Origin of the sequence: Rhizobium sp. BK538, from assembly GCF_014197575.1 — a bacterium.
Lineage (GTDB): Bacteria > Pseudomonadota > Alphaproteobacteria > Rhizobiales > Rhizobiaceae > Rhizobium.
In genome coordinates, this window is the sequence record NZ_JACIFT010000034.1 from 17,857 (window position 1) to 43,185 (window position 25,329).

Genomic DNA, 25,329 nt, shown 5'->3' on the forward strand with positions numbered 1-25,329 from the left:
GGTCACTCAGCCACCGGGACCGTGTGTTCCGGAGACCAGCTCAAGGTGATGGTGTCACCATCGCTCAGGACCTTGCCGTCGCGGTTCTGTGCAAACAGCTTGAGCGGCAGTCCGTCCTTGGTTTCCAGGAGATAAGAAAGCACCGGGCCAGCATAAATGACGGTGGTGATGCGCGCCGTCAGGCTGTTGCCGTCCGTCGGGCCCGATACGATCGACATCTTTTCCGGGCGCACGGCGAGCGTGACCTTCGAGCGGTCGCCGGGTAGTGTCCCGGTGGTTGTCACCACGGTGCCATCGTTCAGGCGCACGGCACCGTTATCAATCGTACCGGTCAGGAAGTTGGAATCGCCGAGAAATTCCGCGGCAAAGCGTGTCAGGGGCCGCTCGTAGACCGCTTCCGGCTCGCCGATCTGGACAATCCGCCCCTTGTCGAGAATGGCGACCTTGTCGGAGAGTGTCAGCGCCTCTTCCTGGTCGTGGGTGACAAAGATCGTCGTAAGACCGCTCTCGCGCTGGATACGCAGCAGTTCGACCTGCATCTCCTGACGAAGACGCCGATCGAGCGCCGACAGCGGTTCGTCCAGAAGCAACACGCTCGGCTTGATGACGATGGCGCGCGCCAGCGCGACGCGCTGCTGCTGGCCACCGGACAGCTGCTTGGGCGTGCGGTCGCCGAAGCCGGGAAGCCGCACCATCTCCAGAGCGCGATCGACTTCCTTGCGAGCGGCCGCGCCCTTGATGCCGCGACGTTCCAGACCAAACGCAACATTCTGGGCGATCGTCATGTGCGGAAACAAGGCGTAAGACTGGAACATCATGCCGATGTTACGACCCCAGACCGGGATATCGGTCACATCGTTGTTGCCGATCGTGACAACGCCCTGGTCCGGCTTGATGAAGCCCGCGACGATGCGCAGAAGCGTAGTCTTTCCGGAACCGGACGGTCCAAGAAGGCTGGTGAAGGAGCCTTCCGGAAACTCGGTGGTGATATCTGACAGGACGGGCGTGGTGCCATAGGTCTTGGCGACGGAATTGACTTTAACGTTTGTCACGGGTGTCTCCGGGCTTGGCGAAGCGCGCGAAAATCAGGATGATCGTCATCGAACCGAGCAGAAGCACGGTCGAGATCGCATTGATTTCAGGGGTGAAGCCCTTGCGGATCGAGGAGTAGATCTGCACCGGCAGCGTGGTGTAGCCGGGCGTTGCGAGAAAGTAGGAAATGACGAACTGGTCGAGCGATACGGCGAAGGCGAAAAGTGCCGCGCCGAGGATACTCGGATAAAGCAGCGGCAGTGTCACCGAGAAGAAAGCGTGGACCGGCGTGGAGCCAAGGCTCATCGCGGCGTCTTCGAGATCGGCACGAATGGTCCGAAAACCGGTACCGACCACCAGAACCACATAAGGGATGGCGAGGGCCACGTGGCCGATCAGCAGGGCATGCATGCCGCGCCCGATGCCGCTCCAGTAGAAGAAGATCAGCATGGCCGTGCCGGTGATCAGCCATGGGATGGCAATCGGTGGCAGAAGCATAAGCTGCAGCAGGCTCTTGCCGCGGAATGTCCGCCGCGACAGCGCCACCGATGCCATGGTCCCGAGCGCTGTCGCCAGCACCGCGGTGATGGTGGCAATAACGATGCTGTTGATGCCGGCCGTCAGCAAAACAGTGTTGCTCCACAGCGCCTGGTACCATTGCAGCGAAAAGCTGAACGGCAGCTGATAAAGCGGCGAAGCGTTGAAGCCCATCGCCATCATCACGAGAATGGGCGTATAGAGGAAGATCAGGATCGCGATGAGATAGAGACGTCCAAGCGGGTTCATGATCCCCTCCTCAAGCTGTCGTGCCACGGCGCAGAACGCCGGAGAAGGTTGCGAAAATGGCGAGCACGACGGCCAGCAGCGTAAAGGACAATGATGCGCCGAGCGGCCAGTTGAAGGCTTGCGTGAACTGGTCTTCGATCACCGTCCCCATGGTGACGCCGACACGGCCACCCAGGATGCGCGGCTCCATGAACGAACCGATGACCGGAATGAAGATCAGGACGGAGCCGGAGATCAGGCCAGGAGCCGCGAGCGGCACCAGAATCTTGAACAGAATGGTCCACCAGCGTGCGCCGAGGCTGGATGCAGCCTCTATGATCGCGTCGTCGATTGCCACCAGGGCGATGTAACAGGTCAGGATCATGTATGGCAGATAGCCGTGAACAAGACCGACCACGATTGCATAGCGTGTGTAGAGAAAGCCGATCGATCCGGCCTCGGGCGCAATCATGTGCAGCAGATTGTCGAGGAAGCCGTTTTCCCGGAGCACCATCGTCCAAGAGAACACGCGCACCAGACCGTTGGTCCAGAAGGGCAGAAGGATCAGGATCAGCAGCATTTCGCGCGTCTTGCCAAAGGTCGATCGAACCAGCGCAACGGCGGCGAGAAAGCCGAGTATGGCGCAAAACAGCGTTGTCCAGAAGCCGATCAGCAATGATGTGATGCCGATGCCGACCAGATAGGGCTGATCGATGAAGGCGCGGTACTGCTTCAGCGTAAAGACGATCGGGGCCTTGCCCATCGGTGTCGCCGACATGAAGCTGAACACGAACATAGTCAGCAGCGGCAGGAAGACAGCAAGTGTCAACCAAGCATAAGTTGGCAGCAGCAAGGCTGTCGTCGAAACCCATGACGGGAGCGCGCGCCGACTGCGCGGACCCGAAGGTCCACGCACTAACGCCAATGTCAGTTGGTCATTCTGCATAGAAGGCTTTCACTTCCTGCCATACGTTGTTGAAGGCTTCGCGGCGATCGTCCGGCAGCGCCGACATGATGCCCATTGTCTTCAGGTATTCAGGCTTGTGCACCTGGCGGCTCAGATCGTCGGTCGGAAGCGCGGACAGAGCGGCCGAGTTCGACGACGCCGGAGCACCGACCTTGGTGGCCCATTCCACATAGAATGCCGGATCGATCATCCAGTTGGCGAACACAAGCGCGCCTTCCGCGTTCGGAGCCGATGCCGGGATACCGAGACCATCGACCCAACCGATGCCGCCTTCCTTGGGAACAACGAACTGAACTGGAAGCTTCGAGTTGCGCTTGGAGCGCACCGAACCGCCCGACCAGAAGAGCGACAGGTCGAATTCCTTGGCGGCAAACGACTTGTTCCATTGATCTTCCGTGGACCAGAGAAGCTTAACGTTCGGCTTGATCGACTTGAGTGCAGCCGTAACAGCGGCCAGATCCTTTGGATCGTTGATGTCCTGGCCGCTCATTAGGGCGCCGACGGCAACGTTGATGATCGCATCGTCGTCCATGGCAACGCGGCCCTTATAGGCAGGGTCGGCGAGAACGGCGTAGCTATTGGGAACCGGCATGCCTTCACGGATGGCGAGCGAGGTCATGCCCCAGACCCACGGAACTGCGAAGCCCTTGCCGTCCTTGCTGAAGTTCGGGTTGGAGCGCAGGTTCTCATCGACCGTCGCTGCGTTCGGAACCTTGCTGAAATCGATCGGCTGCAGCAGATCTTCGGCAACGGCCTGGGCGCAACGTGCGGCGTTGAGAACGACGAGATCGTAAGCGCCCGGATTGGTGCGCAGTTTGGTCAGCATCTCCGATTCCGAGCTATAGTAGTCGTGAACGACTGCAATGCCGGTCTTTTCGGTGAAAGCCTTGACGGACCATGCTTCGTCCGTGCCGTAGCCTTGCCAGTTCAATACCGTGATGGTGCCAGCCGAAAAGGCCTTGCGCGGCAGGCTGGAGAAACTGACGCCAGCGACAAGCGCTGCGGACATCAACTTCATCGTATTGCGTCTGGTGAGTTCAGTCATTGTGGCACCCCTCTTGAACATACACAGTTATAGACGATCGCGACCGCAGTCAGCGACCTCAACGGATCGGCTAAGCCGAAAACAGGCGACATGCCAGGCACATCTAATTGTTTGTATGCAAACTATCATCAGAGGAAATCGAATATTGGAACACGCATTTTTCCGGGCAAGTGAAAACCTGCGCCGCACAGTTGCGGAACATCGTTTTATAGACGGATAATAGCGTATAACGCCGATAGAAAGCCAACTTCAATCATTCGATTTGTCGCCGACCTCAGTTCAAACCCTCTGATATTAGTATCAGTCTTTTCGTTTTTTATTTGTATACAAACTATTGATGAGGAATTGACTTGTGTCAAGCGCTACCTTGCGTGGGGAGCGGCTCGCATGGTGAAAAATAGACGTCGAGTTGGCGGTCACGGGCGCTCTCGGCAATCATGAGGCGTATCCCTTGCTGTGATGCAACAAAGGCGACATTCTCCCCATCCAGACGGACAGCAACGACCTGACGAATGTTCAGGTCAGGCAGCTCGATATAGCCATCTTCGGCGGTTGGCGCGACGGTGCAGGCAATCCGCCCTTCTGCGATGGTGATGCGCGAGAGCGTGGTCCGCAGGTCGGTCCTGAGCGCGGTGCGGCGGTTCAGCGTCAAGGCAAGAATGCCTGCTTCAACGGCCAGATGCAGCGTTCCTGACGGCGACACCATCGGCCCGAGAGCGACATCCTGCCCAGTGTTGCGCACGGTCCAGCCCGTCCAGGGATCGAACTCGACGATCTCGCCGGCGGCCATCAGAGGCAGCATCGCTGCCCAGATGTAGAACGGGTCGGTATCGCCCTGGTCCATCGCCTCGCCGGTCACCGCATTGTAGTTTTCAGAGGCGATGCGATCCTCGCGCCAGGACTTCATGAAGAGGTCGTAGCTCTGGGCGGCAAGTTTGCTCGCTTCCGCAACGAAGCCATAGCGGCGCAGGCCGAGCCAGACCATGTAGTTAACATTCGGCCAAATGCGTCCGCGCCAGTAGACATTGTCGGCGAACGCAGGATCGTCGCGCGTAGCATTCGGAAGAACGTAGTCGCCGCCGAACGTGCTTTCATCGCTCAGATGCTCGAGCAGGCGGGCGGCCTGCACTGGCGTGGCCGCGCCGCATAGCAGCGGGTAGAAGCTGGTCGGCGATAGCGACCGCACGAAGCCACCGCGCCGCTGGCGATTGGCGAATATGCCACGGCTTTCGTCCCACAGTGTTTCCGAGATCAGCTTGCGGCTGCGCTCGGCAAGGGCGGCGAATTCGCGTGCATCTTCGGGCTTGCCGAGCACCGCGGCCATTTTCGACAGCATCTCGGCGTCGAGAGCCGCTGCACAGTTGAGGCCGAGGTCGAACGTCGACAGGGTGCGGGTGACGGGATCGTAGACCGCCTCGTCATGGGTCGCGGAATTGTCCATGCCGGTTTCATTGCGCGCGGCAAAGGCAGTCCCCTTGTACAGGCCCTCGCCAACATCCGACGTACCGCAGGAGAGCAGCCCTAAACCATCCGGATCGCGGTTTTCCTGCCACCAGCGCCGATTGCGGACCAGCGCATCATAGCTTGCCTGGATCATCGAGCGTTCGCCGGTGCGCTGATACAACTGCCAGACCACCAAAGCACCGAACGGAAGCTGCGTACGATCGACCCATGCGTCGTTGGAGGTGACGATGCAGGCGATATTTCCCTGCGGCGTCGCACCCGCCACCGCAGTGGCCATATTCTCGCGCGCCAGATCCGCGTCGAAGACGCCGGCCAATAGAGCCGCGAAAATCTGGTCATTGTACCAGACCGCGAACTTCCCGAGGTTCCAGATCCGCGTCACTGCCGTATAGGGGCGCGCATTGGTTTCGTCCCAGATCGTGTTCCAGGCGACCACATCGCGGATGGCGTCGAGCGCGCCTTCGAACACGCCTGCCTGGACATCGGCGATTTCGGCGGGCGCACCGGCAGCGAGGCAGGCCTGCGCCTTCGAAATGGCAAGCTCCGCGCTATCGGCAACGCCTGCGGCATAGGCGCCCTTGCGCATCATTTCGAGATTGAAGCGCAAGGCGATGACAGGTGCCTCGTTCTTGCGAGTGGCGGTGTAGAAGTAGCCGTTCTCCTCGAAATCCGCGCACAATGCGTCGATCGTCTCGTGGCCGGTAACATGGATCGGCGGTTCGGAGGTCGCGACCGCCACGAAGCGGGTGCCGATCTTCAAGAGAGTGACGTTTCGCCCTGCATCATGGACGGCGAGCTCACTGCCATCGGACGAGATCGCCAGCGTCACCCAGAAGCGCAGCCCCCATTCGGCCGAAACCTTGCCGTCCCAGCTGCCGCGAACGGCGAAGGGATCGGTCTTCGTGGTCGAAAAGGCCACGGTCGTGCCGCTGTGATCGGTCTCCAGCTCGATCAGCGAGCCGTCGATCGTGTGGCGCCCCAGCCGGACCGAGTCGCGGCGCGGTTCGATGACAGAGGTCGACTTGCTGCGGGTCGAGTACAGAATCGGCGTGATCCGCACGCCGAGGGGCAGGAAAACCATTTCGGCCGGCCGGTTGGACCAGCTGTTCCAGGCGCGCATCAGGGGGATCGTCGAATGTTGTGGCATGGCTAGGTGGTTTCCGGTCAGTTTGTCTGCGGGATGAGTTTCGGTGCTGCGGTCAATCCGCTCTTGTCGAGGCTGTCGCCGAGATAGGGTGTGTTGCTGTAATAGCGATTTGCGGCCGTGTTGGCGACGCGCAGTTCCAGCGAATGAACACCGGAGACCAACCGACCCAAGGCAAAACGATAGGGCCGCCAGCCGCGGCGATCGATCTGCCTGCCGTCCAGCCACGCGGCGACCACGGTATTGACCTCAGGCAATTCTAGGACCCAATCGGCCTCATCGCCTATTTCCAGCGTCAGCCGATAGATGCCGGTACCGGAGAAATCGGTAAAGCCCTGCATCTCCCAACCTGATAGCACCGAAATCGGCACGAACTCTAAACCGGTGCCCGGCGCAAAGCTCCAACCGTCGACAAGCGATATCGCGTGTCCAGCATCAAGAAGCGGTTGATCCGAGAGTTGACCTTGGATCGTTGCCTTCTGCAGCACTTGCCGCAGCCGAATGCAACGTACTTCCTGTGGTGCGAGCGCGACCGCCAGACGACCGAAGGTGGATGCCTCATTCACCTCGCCTGTCGTCGCGGCCCAAACCTCACACTCGAAGCTGTCTCCGAAGGAGATCTCGCTGACGAGCTCCGTTGAGCCATCGTTGAACAGGACAACCCGCCACCAGCCGTCAGCCTCGTATCCGACCCATTGCCATGGCTTGTTCCCAGAGCGGCAGACCAAGTCGGGACCGGACGACGGAAGCGACTGCAACAGAGCGATCACATCGCTGTCGCCGGGCATCCCTTCGACATGCACTGAAACCTCGACGGCATCCCGTATTGCGCTATCGCAGACGGTGGACAAGTGATCGCCCGACGACCAGATGACACCGCCCGCAGCCTTGAAGGCATCAAGGGTTTGCAACGTCGCCTTAGTCTCCAGCACGGTCACAGATGGCAGGACGATCGCATCGAAAACCAGACCCGATGCCAGGAGACGGCCACTCTCTATCGTTGCAGTCGCAAGATCAGCCTCACTCACCAACATGAAGTCGCGTCCCTGCGTCAGAAGCTTTTCGCACCATGCGCCGATGTGGGTGGCATGTGTGTGGCGCGGGCCTTCTGCGAACGCAGTCTGAAGCGGATAGAGGATTGCAACGGGGGTACGGGGTTTGGCCGGCTCGATGAAGGCGGAGATGCGTGCGGTCTCCTGCGCGAACAGATCGTGATAACTCCACCACGGCTCGAAATTGATGCCCGGCCCGAAATCAAAACGCGGATTGGCAAAGGGCGTCGGATCGTCGTCGTGACCATCGCTCTGGTAAACGCCGTGCCAGAGAAACTGTCGGGTGCCGAGGCAATAGAGCCGGATCGCTTGCGCGCGCATTGTCTCCAGCGTCAGCTCCCATTGGCCGGCGGCGCGCACGGGCGTTCGCTCGGCGCTGGCATAGGTCTCCACGACACAGCGGCTGCGGCCATTCGAGCGGGCAACGGAATCGCCCAGCTTCGGCGCAAGCTGGGCAATGAAATTGTTGGAATCGACCGCCGTCTCATGCCTGAAAGCGTCGATGCCGAAGAAATCCACAGCGAGCGCAACCCTGGGGTCTATGCTGGTGAAACCGCCGTTCAAAGACCACGCGCTGATATGCGGTAGGATCTCGTGTCCAGTCAGCGCGATGCCCTTGCCCTCGGCCCATCGACGCAGCGTGCCGGAGAAGGCATCGTTCATCAGGGCTGAATAGGCAGCATAGAATTGCGCGCGCAACCGCAAGGTTTCAGGCCCGACATCGCGCAGCAGCGCCAGCAGCGTCTTGGCGAACGGCTGGCCCGTGCTGTGCAAAGCGGCATCCGGCAGCGTCGAAGCAAACAGCAGACTGTTGCCGAGACTGCCCGAAATCTGATCCCACTTGTAAAACCCGGCCGCCGGCTGGTCATAGAACACGAAGCCGACGGGATCAGGCACGAGATCACCAAGCGCTTCGACGAGCGGATCAAGCCCGACGTCGATGAACCGCTCCGCGGCTTCCGGCAGGAGGTAGTTGATCAGCCGGGAGGTCGTTGAGCGCGCGCTGATGAAGACCGTCAACGTCTGGCCGTCTTTAATCTCGCCGTCGAATGCGTAGGTGCAGGAAACATCGTCGCTTCTAACGACCGATGTCTGTGTGATCACATCGACAATCTCGTCCAGACCGCCAACCTCATCGGAGGAATGCAGCAGGGCGGACGCGACCACCCATTCGCACCACTCGACCCGACCGCCTTCATATTGCCACTCGAAAATGTCCGACCCCATCTTTTGCGTGAAAGGCGGATGGATGCCGCTGATCTGCCCCTCAGCCTGCTCGGACGAGGCCCAGAACAGGTGGCGTTCGCGCACCGCGTCACAGCCCGCAACCGTGCGCCCGCCGGCGTGACCGCTGATCCAGTTGTAGTCGTCATAAATGCCGAGCTTCAGGCCAAGCTCACCGGCGATTTCGGCCGCAACGCGATAGGCATTGAGGTAATCAGGCGACAGATAATCATCCCGCGACATCGCAAGACGCGCCTGGATGAGGATGGTGCCGATCCCCTTCAGTTTGAAATCGTCGAGCTGTGCGTGGCAGACCTCCTCCGTCGGGATCGAATGCCAGAACCAGTAGGCCGAGGGCCGAAAGGCGGCTGTCGGTTTTTCGAACACGCCGCGGTGGTCGATATCCTGTCCGGTTCGGATCTGGGCCAACTCGTCTGCTCCCTCAGTGGCTTGATGCCGTGACGCGCTGTATGGCGTTTGTCGTCTCCGTCCAGGCCGGCTTGTCCGGAGCAAAGCGCGCCCTGAGATAGGCGGCGAGATCCTTGATCTGGCTTTCGTTCAACGTCTCGCGAAACGCCGGCATCGACATCACCTCTGGGCCTTCGCGGCCGGTGGTTTGCGCAAGGATCGCCGGCGCCTCGACGCCGTTCAGGATCGCCTGGATGAGATTGTCGGGTGTGTCTGCATGCAGGTTGCTGTTGAGGGCAAGCGACGACAGGATAGTGTTTCCGGTATGGCAGGTGGCGCAGGCGCCGTTGAAAAGCCGCTCGCCCTTCGGTGAAATATGCGCAGCAGAGACCTTGGCGGCTTCGCTCGCCGCAACGGCCGCTTCACTCTGTGCCTTGGTGTCGGCAGGCGCTTCGTTCAGGCTTGCGAGATAGGTTGCCATGGCGCGGATATCGGTGTCCGGCAGCGGCTGCATCACTTCGACGACATGCGCCATCGGGCCCGCCGCGCTGCCATGATCGCGCGAGTGACCGGTGCGCAGATAGTCGTAGAAAGCATCGGCGGTCCAGCCGACCGGACCCTTGGCGAAGGCATTCAAGGCCGGCGCTTCCCAGCCATCGGCAAAGCCGCCGGAAAGCCTGGCGCTGCCGCTCTTTTCCGCGCCGAGCATGTTTCGATCGGTGTGGCAGGCCGAACAGTGGCCGAGCGTTTCCACTAGGTAAGCGCCTCTGTTCCACTGTGCATTACGGGCCTGGACGTATTTGAACGGCTCCGCTTTCAGGAAAAGCGCGTTCCAGCCCGCCATCATCGCGCGGATGCTGTAGGGGAATTTCAGTTTCGTCTCCGGCGCCTTTTCGGCAACCGGGGCCTGCGTCATCATGTAGGCATAGAGCGCCTGAAGATCAGCATCATCGGCACCCGCAAATGATGTGTAGGGGTGGGCGGGATAGAGGTGATGGCCGTCACGGCTCACGCCCTCGCGCATGGCCCGCTCGAAGGCCGGATAGGACCACGCGCCAATACCGTTTTCCGTGTCCGGCGTGATATTGGTGGCATAGACCTCCCCAAAAGGCGTGTCGAAGCGTCGGCCGCCAGCAAAGGGCGTGCCGTCGGGGCCGACATGGCACACATTGCAGGCACCGGCAGCTGCCGCCAGCCGTCCACGCTCGATGGTGGCGGCGCTATAGACATTGGTATCCGGCCGCTGAATGGTGCCGATTGCCTGTCGCCATGGCGAGGACACGGTGACGATGCCGGACAGTGCCGCGACAGCACCGACGGCGGAAAGACCGATGTTCCACCACTTACGCTTATTCGCGGGCGGGGCGGAAGGGGTTTCATCCTTCTTGCCGTTCAGCGCAGCGAGCACCAGCTCCGGCGTCAATGGCAATTCACGGAAGCGAATGCCGGTGGCGTCATAGACCGCGTTGGCAATGGCCGAGGCACTGGGAACGGAGGCGGACTCTCCGACGCCGAGCGGCGGTTCGTCCTGCCGCGGCAGCATCAGCACGTCGATGGCGGGCACCTCGGGGAAGGTGATCAGCGGATAGCCGCCCCATTCCTTCGACTGCACGGCGGTCGACGAGAATTCGACCTTCTCCTTCAGCACCCGGCTGGTGGATTGAATGATATTGCCATGGATCTGGTGGCGCACGCCATCGGGATTGATCATCATCCCGGAATCCTGCGCGCAGGTGACCTTGGTCACCGCGATCTCGCCGGTCTTCTTATTGACGGCGACATCGGCGACCCAAGCGGCCCATGCGGCGGCCTTGCCCGGGAACGGCCCGTGGACGTAAACGGCATAGGCAAACCCGCGCCCATAGAGCAGGTCGCCCTCGCCGCCGAGAGTGCCCCATGCCGTATGCGGCACCCACTTCGCCCGGTCGGCCAGCGCATGCACCAGATCGACGGCGCGCGGATCGTGGAGGTAGCGAAGCCGGTACTCGACCGGATCGACGCCGGCGGCGGCGGCCAGTTCGTCGACGTAGCATTCGTGGGCAAAAGTGTTCGGCATCGCCGAGACGCCGCGGAACCAGGAAGCGCGCGCGATCGGCGGCATGTCATGCACGGTCACGCGAAGATTGCCGTAAGCATAGGGCGGGATCGCGGTGCGGTCGCCCATCTGCACGACGTCGGAAACCGGAGGCACCTTGCCGGTTAGGATCAGGGACAGCGTCGGCGCCAGATTGGAGGGGTAGCGCGTTTCGAAATCGTAGGCAGACGGACCACCCTCCAGATCGAGACCGCCGCGCACGTCCATGATCTGGGCGGCGCCCTTCGGCTCCCAGGCATGTTCCTGCTCGCGGGTCAGTTGCACCCGCACGGGTGCCTTGACGGCGCGCGACAGCAGTGCTGCGTCAGCCGTGACGTCGTCGGCGCAGTTACGGCCATAGCAGCCCGCAGCTTCCAGCCGCTCGACCTGGATGAGATCTTCCGGCATGTCGAGAAGGAGTGCCAGATCGCGGCGCATGGGGAATGGGTTCTGCGTGCCCGACCAGACCGTGAGACCTGTCTCGCTATAGTCCGCCACCGCGCAGGACGGACCGATGGAGCCGTGCATCTGGTAGGGCCATACATACGTGCGGTTCATCGGCTGGGCGCTGCCGGCCAGCGCCATATCGACATTGCCAAGGTCGGCAAGCTTGCGCGGCCTCGCCGGGTTGGCTCGAATCGCCTTTTCAGGTGCGTTCAGATCCGGCCACTCGGGCGGCGCGCGCCAGACGACCTTCAGGCTCTTGGCCGCCTCGATGGCGATCTCCTCGCGGGTCGCGACGATACCAACAAAATCGCCGATGGCGACCACGCCGACCAGCCCCTGAATATGCGCGACCGATCCTTCATCGATCGAAATCAGGCTATTGCCGACATGCTCGCCGTGATCGAAACCGGCATAGGGAGGGCGCACGACCCGACCGTGCAGCATGCCGGGCACGCGTACATCATGCACGTAGGTCCAGCGCCCGGTGGCCTTTTCAGGAATATCGACACGCGGACGCGACGAGCCGACGAGCCGATAGTCCGCCGCCGGCTTTAGCGCGGCTGTCTTGTCGATCGACAGCCTCACATGGTCGCCGGCGATGATGTCGCCGAAGCTGAGCTGCCAGTTCTCGCCGCCATCCGTACGAATGATGCCATTGTCCACGATCAGCCGCTCAAGCGCCACGCCAGCCTTGTTTGCCGCCTTGGCGAGCAGATAATGGCGGGCGGTGGCGGCGGCCTGGCGCAGGGGAATGGCAGTGATCTGAATCGTTTCGCTGGCGATCGTCGCACCCTGATTGGGGGCAGCCGAGGTGGCGCCGAGCACCATATCCACCTGCTCGAACGGCACGCTGAGCTCCTCGGCTACGATCTGCGCCAGCGAGGTACGGATGCCGGTCCCGAGATCGACGTGACCGTTGAATGCGGTCACACGGCTATCCGCACCGACCGCGATGTAAAGCTCTGCGGCATCGCCCAGCGACGCATCATTGACGATGAGCAGCATGTCTGCAGCGGACATATAGCCGGATTTTGGCATTTCGCGGTGATTGGTCATGGAGAAACCTCCTTCACGGCGTCCAGCGGCACGGGATCCGGCATGGGTCGGCGCGCACGTTCGGCTTTGGCATAGCCGACGGCCCGCCTGGCTGCAGCGAGTATTTCCATATGCGTCCCACAGCGGCAGAGATGATGGCGCAGTGCGTCGCGAATGTCTTCCTCGTTCGGATCAACATTGCGATTGAGCAGGGAAGCGGTGGCAATGATCATGCCATTCAGGCAGTATCCGCACTGAGCGGCGGCCTCGTCGATAAAGGCTGCCTGGACCGGATGCAGATGCTCGGGTGTCCCGAGCCCTTCAAGCGTGGTTACGCGGCGCGCGCCAACCGCACCGAGCGGCACCGTGCAGGACCGGACGGCACGACCGTCCACGAGAACGGCGCACGCCCCGCATTCCCCGAGCCCACAACCGTACTTCGGGCCGTTGAGAGAGAGATCGTTTCTTAGGATGTACAGGAGCGGTGTTTCCGGGCTTGCTTCGACGCTCGCTACGGCATCGTTCACATTCAAACTGAAGCAAACTGGCAGTGTCAAAGCAGGCCCTCCGCACCGGAGAACGAAACACAGACCACGCCTTTTTCCATCGGCCGAACCGCTACGCAGCAGACATCGCGCGGACGCCCACAAATCATAACGATGCGACAGTCACCGACTCTTCGCATCTATTGCCCCTTTTATTTTATTAAAAAGCGTATACGCTTTATAATGACAGATGACAAGTCGGATTTAGCGATTGCGATTTCCCTAGTATATTCAATTGACGAAGGAATTTCTGCACAATTTTGATGAAAATTAAAGCCTCGCTATTGCTATTTAGAGCGTATGCGCTAGACTTTTGCCAAGCCACCAATCGTGGGAACAATGCGTCGAAAGACAGCTAAGAAGGGTCGCTATGTCTAACGGAAAAGAAAAGATCGCGATTATCGGCGCCGGCCTCGGTGGCGCCGTCGCGGGTGCGCTACTCCAGCACGCGGGTTTTGACGTCAACGTCTATGAACAGGCGCCGAGCTTCTCGCGCCTGGGTGCCGGCATCCATATGGGGCCGAACGTCCTGAAGATTTTCGAGCGCATCGGCGTCGACAAGAAGGTCATCCGCATCAGCAGCACACCGAGCCATTGGCTCAGCCGCGACGGCATTACCGGCGAATACACCGCGCGGGTTCCGCTCGAAGGTTACGGCCAGACCTATTGCACCGTTCACCGCGGAGACCTGCAGGCCATTCAGTGCGATGCGTTGCAGCCGGGCACCTTGCATTTCGGCAAGAAGCTGGCCCGCCTCGACGACAACGGCACCGATGTGCTGATCGAATTCGAAGATGGAACCTCGGTGCGCGCCGATATCGTGATCGGCGCCGACGGTATCAATTCGCGCGTTCGCGAAACGCTGCTCGGCGCAGAAAGGCCGAATTACAGCGGCTGGGTCGGTCATCGCGCTCTGATCTCGTCCGACAAGCTGAAGAAATACGACCTGACGTTTGAGGATTGCGTCAAGTGGTGGGGTTCGGACCGTCACATGATGGTCTACTACACGACGGCTCGCCGCGACGAATATTACTATGTCACCGGCGTTCCGCATCCAGCCTGGGAGTTCGATTCGGCTTTCGTCGACAGCAGCCGCGACGAGATGGCGGCGGCGTTCGAGGGTTATCATCCGATCATCCAGGCTCTGATCGAAAGCACCGATGAGGTGACGAAGTGGCCGTTGTTCAACCGTAACCCGCTGCCACTCTGGAGCAAGGGCCGCCTCGTGCTGCTGGGAGATGCCTGCCATCCGATGAAACCCCATATGGCGCAGGGTGCCGCGATGGCGATCGAAGACGCCGCCATGCTGACCCGCTGCCTGCAGGAAACCGGCATCAACGATTTCCGCGCCGCTTTCGGACTGTATGAGACTAACCGCCGCGACCGCGCGACGCGTGTCCAGAGCGTTTCGAACGCCAACACCTTCCTGCTCAAGCAGGAGGATCCCGCGTGGGTCTATGGCTACGACATCTATGCCGAGCCGCTGAAGAGCGAGACCGCAGCATGAGCGGCGGCGCCTTGTACGGTGCGAACGTCTTCGCCAACGGCATTCGGCAACACTATCTGCGCTACGGCGGAAGCGGCTCTGCGGTCATCCTGATCCCTGGCATCACCAGCCCTGCGATCACATGGGGTTTCGTCGCCGAGCGGCTCGCCGAACGCTACGACGTCTACGTGATCGACGTGCGCGGCCGGGGGCTGTCTTCGACGGGGCCCGACCTTGATTACGGCCTCAACGCGATGGCCGCCGACGTGGTCGGCTTCGCCACAGCGCTCGGGCTTCCTGCCCCTGCCCTACTCGGCCATTCGATGGGCGCGCGCATCGCCATCCGCGCCGCCGTTGCGGCGCCCGAGGCGTTTTCGAGGCTCGCGCTGATCGATCCGCCGGTTTCTGGCCCCGGACGCCGCGCCTACCCGAGCAAGCTGCCTTGGTATGTCGACAGCATCCGCCTTGCGCTGAAGGGCATCGATGCGGAAGGCATGAAGGCGTTTTGCCCGACATGGACCGACGAACAGCTGAAACTGCGCGCCGAATGGCTGCACACCTGCTACGAGCCCGCCATCGTCACCGCCTTCGAGGACTTCCACAAGGACGACATCCTCCCGGATCTGCCGAAGCTCAAGCGGCCGGTGATGCTGATGGTGGCCGGCCGAGGAGGCGTGATCGAAACCGTGGACGAGGACGAGGCCCGCTCGCTGTATCCGGCGCTGGAAATCACCCGGGTGCCCAATGCCGGGCACATGATCCCTTGGGATGATTTCGACGGCTTCTTTGCCGCGCTTGGAGATTTTCTCTCCCGTTGATTGGAACGGCGGCGGATCGACGATCCACCGGCGTTTGTTTGACACTCGCTTTTGCAACGCAGAGGATTCCATCCGTGCAGAAATATTACCGTATCGGCCAGATCGTTCCGAGCTCCAATACAACGATGGAGACCGAAATTCCCGCCATGTTGACGGCACGCCAGTCCATCCGCCCCGAGCGCTTCACCTTCCACTCCAGCCGCATGCGAATGAAGAAAGTGGTCAAGGAAGAACTGGCAGCGATGGACGCCGAATCCGACCGTTGCGCCGTCGAGCTTTCCGACGCCCGCGTCGATGTTCTCGGATACGCCTGCCTGGTTGCGATCATGGCGATGGGCCTCGGCTATCACCGCCAGTCGGAAAAGCGCCTCACCGGCCGCACTCAGGAAAACGACACGAACATTCCGGTTGTTACCAGCGCCGGCGCGCTGATCGAAGGCCTGAAGGTGATGAAGGCCAAGAAGATTGCCGTCGTCGCACCGTATATGAAGCCCCTCACCGAACTCGTCGTGAACTATATTCGCGAAGAGGGCTTCGAGGTGATGGATTGGCGGGCGCTGGAAATTGCCGATAATCTCGATGTCGCCCGCCACGACCCGGAAAACCTGCCGGCCATCGTGCAGACGCTCGACCTGACCGACGTTGACGTGATCGTGCTTTCGGCCTGCGTGCAGATGCCGTCGCTGCCGGTGATTGCCAAGGTCGAAGCCATGACCGGCAAGCCGGTTCTGACCGCCGCGGTTGCAACCACATACTGCATGTTGAAGAAGCTCGGCCTGGAGGCAGTCGTGCCCGGCGCCGGCGCACTTCTGTCCGGCGGTTACTGAAGAGGGCCATTATGCAGAGCGCAGAAAGCAATTATCAGGGCGTCTGGGGCAACCGCATCGGCTTCGGTCAACGCCCTGCCCTGCTCGTCATTGACTTCCTCAAGGGATACACCACCGAGGGCGCGCCTTTGTTTGCGGCGGGCGTGGTTGAAGCGGTCGCGCAGACACCGGCGCTGATCCAGGCCGCCCGCGAGGCCGGCATTCCGGTCATCCATACGCGCATCCTCTATCTCGCGGAAAACTGCGCCGATGGCGGCATGTGGGTGAAGAAATCGCCTGTCATGAAGGGGATGGTCGAAGGCAACGCACTTGCCGAGTTCTGCGACGGCGTCGAGCCTTCCAATGGCGAGCTCGTCATCGTCAAGCAATATGCCAGCGCCTTCTTCGGCACCAGCCTCGCCTCACAGTTGCATGCGCAGGGCATCGACACCGTGATCATGGCCGGCTGCTCGACCAGCGGCTGCATTCGCGCCACCGCCGTCGATGCGGTCCAGCACGGATTTCGGGGCATCGTCGTGCGAGAATGCGTCGGCGACCGGCACCCGGATCCGCACAATGCCAACCTCTTCGATATCGACAGCAAATATGGCGATGTCGTTTCGAGGGAGGAGGCGATCGCCGAAATCGCCAAGGTCAAGTCCGACTGTCCGTAACTGGACGAAACACCCAAGCCTTCAAGCAAGATAAGGGAACGAGCATGGATCAATTCAGCTTCACGGAAATCTGCCTACATCAGTTGAAGATGTCGGGCGTCCACGAGGGAGAAAAACTCATTGTCCTTACCCAGGGCAACGAGCGCCTCGATTACGCCGACGCCTTCATGGCGGCGGGCATGCGTCTTGGCGCCAAGATGTATCACATGCGTTTGCCGCCGGTGCCGCCGGCAGGTGCATGGGCGGTCGGCCAGACAGGCCTTGCTGCCATGCCGGAAGCGGTAGAGGCCCTGAAGGCCGCCGACATGCTGATCGATTGCATCTTTCTACTCTTCAGCCCGGAACAGATGGCGATCCAGGCGGCCGGCACGCGTATCCTGACCGCCGTCGAACCGCCGGAGATTCTGGCGCGCATGCTGCCGACAAAGGAACTGCGCGAGCGCGTTGAATTTGCCGGAGACCTGCTGTCCAAGGCGAAGGTGATGCGGATCACTTCTCTGCATGGCACGGATGTCACCTACAAGCTCAACACCTATCCCGCCATTACCGAATATGCGTGCACGGACGAGCCGGGCCGCTGGGATCATTGGCCGTCCGGCTTTGTCTTTACCGGTGGTGACGACGATGGCGTCGACGGTACAATCGTCGTTGCTCCGGGCGATATCCTGCTGCCGCAGAACATCTACGTGCGCGACCCGATCATTTATACGATCGAAAACGGTTGGATCACCGACATTCGCGGCGGTCTCGATGCCGAGCTGGTCAAATCCTATATGGCAGGTTTCAACGACCCGCGTGGCATGGGCATGAGCCATGTCGGCTGGGGCCTTAATCAGAACGCTAAGTGGCATCGAATGGTGCCCGGCGAATTCCCCGGAGGCATGGGCATGGAGGCACGCTCCTTCTACGGCAACGTGATGTTCTCCACTGGCCCCAACAACGAGCTCGGCGGCCCGAACGACACCGCCTGCCATCTAGACATCCCGATGCGCGGTTGCTCGCTGTTCCTCGACGATGAACCGATGGTTCTGGATGGCGACATCGCCGTCAAGGAAATGAAGTACAACTTCAAATAGCCGAGATAGCCAAACCGCTCCGCGTGAAATCGCGCGGAGCGGGTGCGGCTCGAGACGCCTTGACCAGCGCAACCTGCTGTGATGTTTCCTGCAGTCCGCGATGCATTCGCGCCGAAGAGCCGCAAACCGATGGACCACACCGACGATGACCGCAAAAGACACCGAAGGCCTCCCCGAAGCGCCGGCGCCTCAGAATGGCTACCACGTCACGGAGCAAGTCGGGCATCTGCTGCGCAAGGCCTATCAGCGTCATCTGTCGATTTTCCAGACCAATGCCAGTGATCCAGACCTGACATCGGTGCAGTTTGTGACGCTGTGCGCGCTGCATGACCTCGGGCCCAGTTCACAGGTCGAGCTCGTCAAGGCCACCTCCGTCGACCAGGCGACCATCCGTGGCATCGTCGAGCGGCTGAAGGCCCGCGGACTGATCGATCTCTCCAAGGACCAGGCCGACGGCCGCAAGGTGGTGATCTCCCTGCTGCCCAAGGGCGAAGCCCTGCTGCAGGACATGTATCCACAAGCCTATATCATCAGCGAAAAGACCGTCGCGCGTCTCAACCCCGCGGAACGCATAGCGTTGTTGTATCTGCTGCGCAAGATCGCCGACGATGAGACTGGAGAACAGTAGGTGTTGATTGGGGTACCTGCGGTCTTGAACGGAATCGAACCATCGATCAGGCGATTGCGGCATATATCGCTTTTTATGGAACTGGCGTTCGCGATTTCGGCTCAGTCTCTATCGCCTGTTAAGAGCATGAGGTTCGGCTGAGTAACAAAAATCAGCCCCTATGAAGCGTTATTCTCGGAATGTGATAGTCCCTGGGGCTGTCCAATCAAGCTCGAATATAATCAGGGAATTCTGCGCTGATAACGTCAATGATGGAAAGAGTGCCTGACAGATGGCGCCTTAGCGCCGCAGCCGCTGCCTCGGGTTTGCCGGACCCTATAGCCTCGACGATTGCCGCGTGGTCCGCGATCACCATCTGCATCTTTCCAGGCATTGGCAGGTTCAGGCGACGCAATCGATCGAGGTGAACACTCTGGCGACGAACATTTGCCCAGAGCTGCAGGATGCCGCTCCTTTCATAGAGTTTTCTGTGAAACTCGCGGTCGATGCCGTCAAATGTGTCGTAGGTTTCGGGCGTTGCCACCGCTTTCTGCCTGGCGAGGATTTCTCCAAGTTCGGCTGCAGTCTTGGCGGGTGCCGCCTCCGTTAACCTTCGCACCGCTTCGAGTTCGATCGACAACCGCAGGAACTGCGCTTGCCTGGCATGGTCAATATCGATCTTCGCCACAACCGTCGCATATTGCGGATAGACATCGACGATCCCTTCTTCCTGCAGCCGCATCAGGGCGTCACGTACCGGCGTCTGGCTGACCCCGAACTCCAACTGCAACGATGCCCGCGACAAAATCGTGCCTGGCGCTAGTTCTACCTTGAGGATGCGCTCCCGCAGAATTTCATGCACCTGTAGCGCCACCTGCCTCGAACGGTCCAGTTGGCTGCCCCTCATCACACTACCCATCCCATTTCCATCCACTTGCTCGCCATCACAGTACTAAAACATAAAAGCGGGGTTGATGCACTGATGTTTTAGTGCTTCAATGCATTAATCGCTTTTCACACTAGGCGAAACCCGGGCCGGGAGGGTCCGCACCTTGGGAGGAAAACCATGCGACTCTTGATCAGCGGCGTGACCGCAATTGCTATGGCTCTAGGCTTGGCTTGTCCGAGCCAGGCACAGGACAAGACCAATATCTCCATCACCCGGCAGCCTGGCATTCTTTATCTTGCGAGCCATGTAATGGAGACGCAGAAGCTCATCGAAAAACAGGCCGCCAACGAGGGTGTCGAGGGCGTGACCGTCGAATGGCGGACTTTTAGCGGCGGTGGCGCCCAGACTGATGCCTTGCTCGCCGGTAATGTCGATGTCGTCAATACAGGTACTGGCAACCTCCTGCTTCTGTGGGATCGCACCCGCGGCAAGGTGAAGGGCATCATCACCAGCTCGGCCCAACCTGTCATCATGGTGTCCAACGACCCGCGCATCAAATCGCTGAAGGATATTGGCGAAGGCGACAAGATCGCCGTGCCGACTGTCGGCGTCTCGACCCAGGCTATCCTGCTGCAGATGGCGGCAGCCAAGCTTTATGGCGACGATCAGGTCAAGAAATTCGATTCCAACACCGTGCAGCTCGGCCATCCGGATGCAGTGGCAGCCATCGCCAACTCCAAGCATGAAGTGAAGAACCACTTCTCCGCACCGCCGTTCCAGTATGTCGAGCTGAAACAGCAAGGTGTCCACAAGGTCACGGATTCGCGCGAAATCCTTGGCGGTGCCTTGACCCAAGCCACCTTCTTCACCACCACGGCCTTCGCAGAAGCCAATCCGAAACTGGTCAAGGCACTGCGTACGGCGACCGAAGAGGCCGTCGCCTTCATCAAGAAGGATCCGAAGGCAGCCCTTGAAGCCTATAAGTCCATCTCCGGCGACAAGACCAGCCTCGACGATCTTCTCGCCATGCTGAAGGAACCCGGCATGGACGAATGGCGCACCGACCCGCAGGGAACGATGAAGTTTGCCGCACATCTCAACAAGATCGGCACGCTGAAGACCATGCCAAAGGCCTGGACCGACTATTACCTGCCCGACAGCGCCTATCTCAACGGCAACTGAGCCCGTCGCGACACCAGCAGCGGCGGACACGCTTGCCGCTGCTCCTCTTAGGGAGTGAACCCATCATGCAGGCAAATATTGCCGCCGCCGAGCGCATTGCGCCGGCTGCCGACAAGGCACCGCTTCTGTCCGTTGACCACGTGACACTGCGCTACAAGACACCCAACCTTCTCATCACCGCCACCGAAGACGTCAGTTTCAATGTCCGCGAATCCGACCGTTTCGTTCTTCTCGGCCCCTCGGGCTGCGGCAAGTCCACGCTGCTGAAGGCTGTCGGCGGCTACATGGCTCCGTCTGCTGGCGCGATCCACATCAACGGCCGTGAGGTAAAGCGCCCCGGGCCAGACCGGATGATGGTGTTTCAGGAATTCGACCAGCTGATGCCATGGAAGACGGTGTTAGAAAATGTCATGTTCCCGCTCGTTGTCGCCCGCAAGCTGCCGAAGGCCGAAGCCGAGGCGCTGGCTCGCCAATATATCGACAAGGTCAAGCTGACTCGCGCCATCGAAAGCTACCCGCACACACTGTCGGGTGGCATGAAACAGCGCGTGGCCATTGCCCGCGGCATGGCCATGCAGCCGGACATCCTGCTGATGGACGAACCGTTCGCCGCCCTTGACGCGCTGACCCGCCGGCAGATGCAGGACGAGCTGCTGCAGCTCTGGGAAGACACCAAGTTCACGGTCATTTTCGTCACCCACTCGATCGCAGAGGCCATTAAGATCTCAAACCGCATCCTGCTGCTCTCGCCGCATCCCGGCCGCGTGAAGGCAGAGGTCGTCGATGTAGACAGGATCAGCCACGAGGATGGCAGCGCCGCGGCCCTTGAGCGCGATATCCATAACCTGCTGTTCTCCCACGAGCCCGGTCACAAGGAATAAGCCATGCTGTCCGCAAACATCATTCTCGCGGCCGATGTCGAGGCCAACAAACCTTATGACAACATCAAGCCGGTGGAACAGAAGCTCAGCCCACTCGAAACCCTGTGGGGCATCGGCGCCTTGCGCAAGACGCTGCTGATCCTGACCCTTGCCGTCGTCTGGCAGGTCTATGCTTCGTTTCTCGACAACCCGCTGCTGTTCCCGACCCTCACCGACACGATCACCACGCTGATCGACCGCTTTGCGGACGGGACACTGCCGGCCCGGATCTGGACGACGCTGCAGATCCTGTTCGTGGGCTATGCGGTGGGCACGGTGTTGGCCGCGCTCCTGACCGTGCTGGCCATCAACACCCGTATCGGTACCGACTTTCTCGAAACCATGACGGCAATGTTCAATCCGCTCCCGGCCATCTCGCTTTTGCCGCTGGCGCTGATCTGGTTCGGCCTGGGTGCCTCCAGCCTGGTGTTCGTGCTCGTGCATTCGGTGCTCTGGGCCGTTGCCCTCAACACCCATTCCGGTTTCCTCGGCGTGTCTCGCACCCTGCGCATGGTCGGGGCAAACTACGGCCTCACCGGCATTTCATACGTGCTGCGCATCCTCGTGCCGGCCGCCTTCCCGTCCATCCTCACCGGTCTGAAGATCGGTTGGGCCTTTGCCTGGCGCACGCTGATCGCCGCCGAACTTGTCTTCGGCGTCTCGTCCGGCCAGGGCGGTCTCGGCTGGTTCATCTTCGAGAACCGCAACCTGCTCGATATCCCGGCGGTATTCGCCGGCCTTCTCACCGTCATCATTATCGGTCTGATCGTTGAAAACCTCGTTTTCCAGACGATCGAACGCCATACCATCCAGAAATGGGGCATGAAGGAATAGATGTCAGACTGTTCCTTCGCAATTCCCAAGAAGGTCATCCCATGACAAACAAAAAAACGGCAGAAACGCTGCGAAGCGCCCGCTGGTTTGCGCCTGACGACCTGCGCTCATTCGGTCACCGCTCACGCATGATGCAGCTCGGCTATGCGGAAGAGGACTTTCGAGATAAGCCGATCATCGGCATCCTGGACACCTGGTCGGAACTCAACACCTGCCATTCGCACTTCAAGGAACGCGTGCAGGATGTGAAGCGTGGCGTTTCCCAGGCCGGTGGTTTCCCGGTTCAAATGCCGTCGCTCTCGGTCGACGAAAGCTTCACCAAGCCGACTTCCATGCTCTACCGCAACATGCTGGCCATGGAGACGGAAGAGATGATCCGTTCGCATCCACTCGACGGCGTCCTGCTGATGGGCGGTTGCGACAAGACCACGCCTGGCCTCGTCATGGGCGCCATCTCGGCCGGCGTGCCGATGATCTATCTCCCCGCCGGCCCGATGCTTCGTGGCAATTATGCGGGGAAGATCCTGGGCTCCGGTTCGGATGCCTGGAAATACTGGGACGAACGCCGCGCAGGTAACATCTCCGACGAGGAATGGCTGGGCGTGCAGGGTGGCATTGCCCGCTCCGCCGGTACCTGCATGACCATGGGCACTGCCTCGACCATGACGGCGATTGCCGATGCCATGGGCCTGACCCTTCCTGGTGCCTCGTCGATCCCCGCCGTCGATGCCAACCACCAGCGCATGTCGGCAAGCTGCGGCCGTCGCATCGTCGACATGGTCTGGGAAGATCTCACCCCCGACCGGATCGTCACCGATGCTGCCTGCCGCAATGCCGCGATCGTCGCCATGGCCACCGGTTGTTCCACGAATGCAGTCGTGCACCTGATCGCCATTGCGCGGCGCGCCGGTGTCAACTTGACGCTCGACGACCTTGACGCCCTCGGCCGCGTCACGCCGCTGATCGCCAATGTCCGCCCATCCGGCAAGGACTACCTGATGGAGGACTTTTTCTATGCCGGTGGCTTGCGAGCCTTGATGAAGCAGATTGAGGACCGGCTCGAACTTTCGGCAATGACCGTTACTGGCAAGACCATGGGTGAGAACCTCGAGGGCGCGCAGGTCTATAACGACGATGTCATCCGGCCGCTTTCCAATCCGGTCTATCACGAGGGTTCGCTCGCCGTGGTACGCGGCAATCTCTGCCCGGACGGTGCCGTCATCAAGCCGGCTGCCTGTGACCCGAAATATCATGTGCATCAGGGCCCGGCCATGGTGTTCGACAGCTATCCGGAGATGAAGAAGGCGATCGACGACGAGAAACTCGACGTCACGCCCGACCATGTGCTTGTTCTGCGAAATGCTGGCCCGCTCGGCGGGCCGGGCTTTCCCGAATGGGGCATGCTGCCCATCCCCAAGGCCCTTATCAAGCAAGGCCACCGCGACATGCTGCGCATCTCCGACGCCCGCATGTCCGGCACATCCTACGGCGCCTGCGTGCTGCACGTTTCGCCGGAAAGTTATATCGGCGGGCCGCTGTCGCTCCTGCAGAACGGCGATATCGTCCGTCTCGACCTGCCCAATCGTCAACTCGACATGCTGGTGAGCGGGGATGAGCTTGCCCGCCGCAAGGCCGAATGGAAGGCGCCGGAGCCGCGCTTCCAGCGCGGTTACGGCTGGATGTTCTCCCGCCACGTGACGCAGGCCGACCAGGGTTGCGACTTCGATTTTCTGGAAACCGGTTTCGGCAAGAATGCCGGCGAGCCGGATATCTATTGAGGAAGGGAATACCGATGACCGACTACGTATTGAGCGAAGCGACCCGCGCCAAATTCAAGAAGATCTCGACCGCATCGATCGCCACAGCGCTGTTCAAGCGCGGCCTTCGCAACCAGTTCATCCAGGGCGTCGTGCCCGTGGCGCCGAAGGCCGATACCATGGTCGGGCAGGCCTTTACACTGCGCTACATTCCGGCCCGCGAGGATCGCAATCCGATCACCGTATTCCGCAATGCCGATCATCCGCAGCGCGTCGCGATGGAAACCTGCCCACCCGGCCATGTCTTGGTGATGGATGCCCGTAAGGACGCCCGCGCAGCGACTGCCGGGTCGATCCTGATCACCCGCCTGGCGCTACGCGGCGCCGCCGGCGTCGTCTCGGATGGCGGCTTTCGCGACGCGGTCGGCATCGGCGAACTCGACATGCCCGCCTATTACGCAAAGCCGTCGGCCCCGACCAATCTGACTCACCACGAAGCGCTCGATATCAATGTGCCGATCGCCTGCGGCGATGTGGCGGTATTTCCCGGTGACGTGCTGGTCGGCGATCGAGACGGCGTGATGGTAATCCCAGCTCATCTTGCGGAAGAACTTGCCGAGGAATGCACGGCGATGGAAAGCTTCGAGGATTTTGTCCTCGAGCAGGTCAAGGCTGGCGAAGCCATCATCGGTCTTTACCCTCCTACCAAGGACGAGCACTTGGCGAAGTATGAAACGTGGCGCCAAACCTGCGGGCGCTGAAGGCCGTGTGGCCTTTCTCCTTACCCTGCCACCAGCATGCTGTGGTTCCAAGTAGTGACTGACGTTTACTATTTCTTTGTAAGGCCGAGGTTTTGCGCAAGCTGCTGTCGACCGCCTTTGCCGACATGAAACGACGTACCCAAGGGCGTGTTCAACCTTGTTCATGGAGATGGCCGCGTTGTCGGCAATGCTTTGACGAGCCATGCCGACGTCGACCTTGTTTCTTTCACCGGCTCAACTGCGGCTGGGATCGAGGTGGCTCGCACCGGTGCCCTCACAGTCAAAAGGGTGCATCAGGAACTGGGGGGAAAGTCACC

20 protein-coding genes and 1 pseudogene are annotated in these 25,329 nt (G+C 60.7%); 12 read left to right on the forward strand and 9 right to left on the reverse strand.

Annotation, left to right across the window (positions count from 1 at the left end; all coding sequences use genetic code 11):
• Positions 1 to 2 precede the first annotated feature (2 nt).
• The 8 genes from FHX09_RS27680 to FHX09_RS27715 all read right to left on the reverse strand — a co-directional run bounded on the left by FHX09_RS27680 (position 3) and on the right by FHX09_RS27715 (position 13,214).
• Entirely contained in the window at positions 3 to 1,052 is a 1,050-nt protein-coding gene (locus FHX09_RS27680; protein WP_132590425.1) for an ABC transporter ATP-binding protein, read from the reverse strand.
• Positions 1,039 to 1,818 carry an ABC transporter permease gene (locus FHX09_RS27685; RefSeq protein ID WP_007800754.1) on the reverse strand — a complete coding sequence of 260 codons (780 nt, stop codon included), beginning with the start codon at positions 1,816 to 1,818 and terminating at the stop codon, positions 1,039 to 1,041. The genes FHX09_RS27680 and FHX09_RS27685 overlap by 14 nt, the downstream gene beginning before the upstream one ends.
• Before the next feature lie 10 nt (positions 1,819 to 1,828).
• Positions 1,829 to 2,743 (reverse strand): ABC transporter permease, encoded by a 915-nt coding sequence (locus FHX09_RS27690; protein WP_132590423.1) that lies wholly within the window; start codon positions 2,741 to 2,743, stop codon positions 1,829 to 1,831.
• Entirely contained in the window at positions 2,733 to 3,809 is a 1,077-nt protein-coding gene (locus FHX09_RS27695; protein ID WP_132590421.1) for an extracellular solute-binding protein, read from the reverse strand. Before FHX09_RS27695 ends, FHX09_RS27690 begins: the two co-directional genes overlap by 11 nt.
• A 355-nt stretch (positions 3,810 to 4,164) precedes the next feature.
• Positions 4,165 to 6,420 (reverse strand): trehalase family glycosidase, encoded by a 2,256-nt coding sequence (locus tag FHX09_RS27700; protein WP_184450962.1) that lies wholly within the window; start codon positions 6,418 to 6,420, stop codon positions 4,165 to 4,167.
• Between the two features lie 17 nt (positions 6,421 to 6,437).
• Positions 6,438 to 9,122 carry a carbohydrate-binding protein gene (locus FHX09_RS27705; RefSeq protein ID WP_132590417.1) on the reverse strand — a complete coding sequence of 895 codons (2,685 nt, stop codon included), beginning with the start codon at positions 9,120 to 9,122 and terminating at the stop codon, positions 6,438 to 6,440.
• A gap of 13 nt (positions 9,123 to 9,135) precedes the next feature.
• The gene (locus FHX09_RS27710; protein WP_184450964.1) at positions 9,136 to 12,678 is read right to left on the reverse strand and encodes a molybdopterin cofactor-binding domain-containing protein; all 3,543 of its coding nucleotides are present in this window, start codon (positions 12,676 to 12,678) and stop codon (positions 9,136 to 9,138) included.
• Positions 12,675 to 13,214, reverse strand: a complete 540-nt coding sequence (locus FHX09_RS27715; protein WP_246699523.1) for a (2Fe-2S)-binding protein — start codon at positions 13,212 to 13,214, stop codon at positions 12,675 to 12,677. The genes FHX09_RS27710 and FHX09_RS27715 overlap by 4 nt, the downstream gene beginning before the upstream one ends.
• Positions 13,215 to 13,572: 358 nt before the next feature.
• On the opposite strand from FHX09_RS27715, the gene FHX09_RS27720 reads away from it, so the two are divergent.
• The 6 genes from FHX09_RS27720 to FHX09_RS27745 all read left to right on the forward strand — a co-directional run bounded on the left by FHX09_RS27720 (position 13,573) and on the right by FHX09_RS27745 (position 18,690).
• Positions 13,573 to 14,709 carry an FAD-dependent monooxygenase gene (locus FHX09_RS27720; RefSeq protein WP_007800768.1) on the forward strand — a complete coding sequence of 379 codons (1,137 nt, stop codon included), beginning with the start codon at positions 13,573 to 13,575 and terminating at the stop codon, positions 14,707 to 14,709.
• Positions 14,706 to 15,506 carry an alpha/beta hydrolase gene (locus tag FHX09_RS27725; RefSeq protein WP_007800770.1) on the forward strand — a complete coding sequence of 267 codons (801 nt, stop codon included), beginning with the start codon at positions 14,706 to 14,708 and terminating at the stop codon, positions 15,504 to 15,506. Before FHX09_RS27720 ends, FHX09_RS27725 begins: the two co-directional genes overlap by 4 nt.
• Before the next feature lie 74 nt (positions 15,507 to 15,580).
• Complete coding sequence (locus tag FHX09_RS27730; protein WP_132590411.1) at positions 15,581 to 16,333, forward strand: Asp/Glu racemase; 753 nt, start codon at positions 15,581 to 15,583, stop codon at positions 16,331 to 16,333.
• A gap of 11 nt (positions 16,334 to 16,344) precedes the next feature.
• Positions 16,345 to 16,986, forward strand: a complete 642-nt coding sequence (locus FHX09_RS27735; protein ID WP_132590409.1) for an N-carbamoylsarcosine amidohydrolase — start codon at positions 16,345 to 16,347, stop codon at positions 16,984 to 16,986.
• Between the two features lie 44 nt (positions 16,987 to 17,030).
• On the forward strand, positions 17,031 to 18,062 hold the full coding sequence (locus FHX09_RS27740; RefSeq protein WP_184450966.1) for a leucyl aminopeptidase: 1,032 nt from the start codon (positions 17,031 to 17,033) through the stop codon (positions 18,060 to 18,062).
• A gap of 145 nt (positions 18,063 to 18,207) precedes the next feature.
• Positions 18,208 to 18,690: a MarR family winged helix-turn-helix transcriptional regulator gene (locus FHX09_RS27745; RefSeq protein WP_132590405.1), complete on the forward strand. Its 483-nt coding sequence runs from the start codon at positions 18,208 to 18,210 to the stop codon at positions 18,688 to 18,690.
• 205 nt (positions 18,691 to 18,895) lie between these two features.
• Here FHX09_RS27745 and FHX09_RS27750 read toward each other — a convergent pair whose 3' ends face one another.
• Positions 18,896 to 19,588: a GntR family transcriptional regulator gene (locus FHX09_RS27750; protein WP_007800779.1), complete on the reverse strand. Its 693-nt coding sequence runs from the start codon at positions 19,586 to 19,588 to the stop codon at positions 18,896 to 18,898.
• A gap of 147 nt (positions 19,589 to 19,735) precedes the next feature.
• Here FHX09_RS27750 and FHX09_RS27755 point away from each other — a divergent pair, with 147 nt between their 5' ends.
• From FHX09_RS27755 to FHX09_RS27780, 6 genes and pseudogenes are all read left to right on the forward strand, one after another.
• The gene (locus FHX09_RS27755; protein WP_132590403.1) at positions 19,736 to 20,740 is read left to right on the forward strand and encodes an ABC transporter substrate-binding protein; all 1,005 of its coding nucleotides are present in this window, start codon (positions 19,736 to 19,738) and stop codon (positions 20,738 to 20,740) included.
• 65 nt (positions 20,741 to 20,805) lie between these two features.
• Entirely contained in the window at positions 20,806 to 21,621 is an 816-nt protein-coding gene (locus FHX09_RS27760; RefSeq protein WP_132590401.1) for an ABC transporter ATP-binding protein, read from the forward strand.
• Positions 21,622 to 21,624: 3 nt separating this feature from the next.
• On the forward strand, positions 21,625 to 22,494 hold the full coding sequence (locus FHX09_RS27765) for an ABC transporter permease (RefSeq protein ID WP_183721199.1): 870 nt from the start codon (positions 21,625 to 21,627) through the stop codon (positions 22,492 to 22,494).
• A 41-nt stretch (positions 22,495 to 22,535) separates the two neighbouring features.
• On the forward strand, positions 22,536 to 24,272 hold the full coding sequence (gene araD, locus FHX09_RS27770) for an L-arabinonate dehydratase (protein WP_132590397.1): 1,737 nt from the start codon (positions 22,536 to 22,538) through the stop codon (positions 24,270 to 24,272).
• 14 nt (positions 24,273 to 24,286) lie between these two features.
• A complete protein-coding gene (locus FHX09_RS27775) occupies positions 24,287 to 25,012 on the forward strand; it encodes a ribonuclease activity regulator RraA (RefSeq protein WP_132590395.1) in 726 nt (241 codons plus the stop codon).
• Positions 25,013 to 25,147: 135 nt separating this feature from the next.
• Positions 25,148 to 25,329: pseudogene (locus tag FHX09_RS27780) on the forward strand (aldehyde dehydrogenase family protein); the annotation flags it as partial.

What these genes read in the sequence shown, in the direction of transcription:
- FHX09_RS27685 (WP_007800754.1), bottom strand. Translation starts at nt 1,818, where the DNA reads ATGAACCCGCTTGGACGTCTCTATCTCATCGCGATCCTGATCTTCCTC.
- FHX09_RS27690 (WP_132590423.1), bottom strand. Translation starts at nt 2,743, where the DNA reads ATGCAGAATGACCAACTGACATTGGCGTTAGTGCGTGGACCTTCGGGT.
- FHX09_RS27695 (WP_132590421.1), bottom strand. Translation starts at nt 3,809, where the DNA reads ATGACTGAACTCACCAGACGCAATACGATGAAGTTGATGTCCGCAGCG.
- FHX09_RS27700 (WP_184450962.1), bottom strand. Translation starts at nt 6,420, where the DNA reads ATGCCACAACATTCGACGATCCCCCTGATGCGCGCCTGGAACAGCTGG.
- FHX09_RS27710 (WP_184450964.1), bottom strand. Translation starts at nt 12,678, where the DNA reads ATGACCAATCACCGCGAAATGCCAAAATCCGGCTATATGTCCGCTGCA.
- FHX09_RS27720 (WP_007800768.1), top strand. Translation starts at nt 13,573, where the DNA reads ATGTCTAACGGAAAAGAAAAGATCGCGATTATCGGCGCCGGCCTCGGT.
- FHX09_RS27725 (WP_007800770.1), top strand. Translation starts at nt 14,706, where the DNA reads ATGAGCGGCGGCGCCTTGTACGGTGCGAACGTCTTCGCCAACGGCATT.
- FHX09_RS27735 (WP_132590409.1), top strand. Translation starts at nt 16,345, where the DNA reads ATGCAGAGCGCAGAAAGCAATTATCAGGGCGTCTGGGGCAACCGCATC.
- FHX09_RS27740 (WP_184450966.1), top strand. Translation starts at nt 17,031, where the DNA reads ATGGATCAATTCAGCTTCACGGAAATCTGCCTACATCAGTTGAAGATG.
- FHX09_RS27745 (WP_132590405.1), top strand. Translation starts at nt 18,208, where the DNA reads ATGACCGCAAAAGACACCGAAGGCCTCCCCGAAGCGCCGGCGCCTCAG.
- FHX09_RS27750 (WP_007800779.1), bottom strand. Translation starts at nt 19,588, where the DNA reads ATGGGTAGTGTGATGAGGGGCAGCCAACTGGACCGTTCGAGGCAGGTG.
- FHX09_RS27755 (WP_132590403.1), top strand. Translation starts at nt 19,736, where the DNA reads ATGCGACTCTTGATCAGCGGCGTGACCGCAATTGCTATGGCTCTAGGC.
- FHX09_RS27760 (WP_132590401.1), top strand. Translation starts at nt 20,806, where the DNA reads ATGCAGGCAAATATTGCCGCCGCCGAGCGCATTGCGCCGGCTGCCGAC.
- FHX09_RS27765 (WP_183721199.1), top strand. Translation starts at nt 21,625, where the DNA reads ATGCTGTCCGCAAACATCATTCTCGCGGCCGATGTCGAGGCCAACAAA.
- araD (WP_132590397.1), top strand. Translation starts at nt 22,536, where the DNA reads ATGACAAACAAAAAAACGGCAGAAACGCTGCGAAGCGCCCGCTGGTTT.
- FHX09_RS27775 (WP_132590395.1), top strand. Translation starts at nt 24,287, where the DNA reads ATGACCGACTACGTATTGAGCGAAGCGACCCGCGCCAAATTCAAGAAG.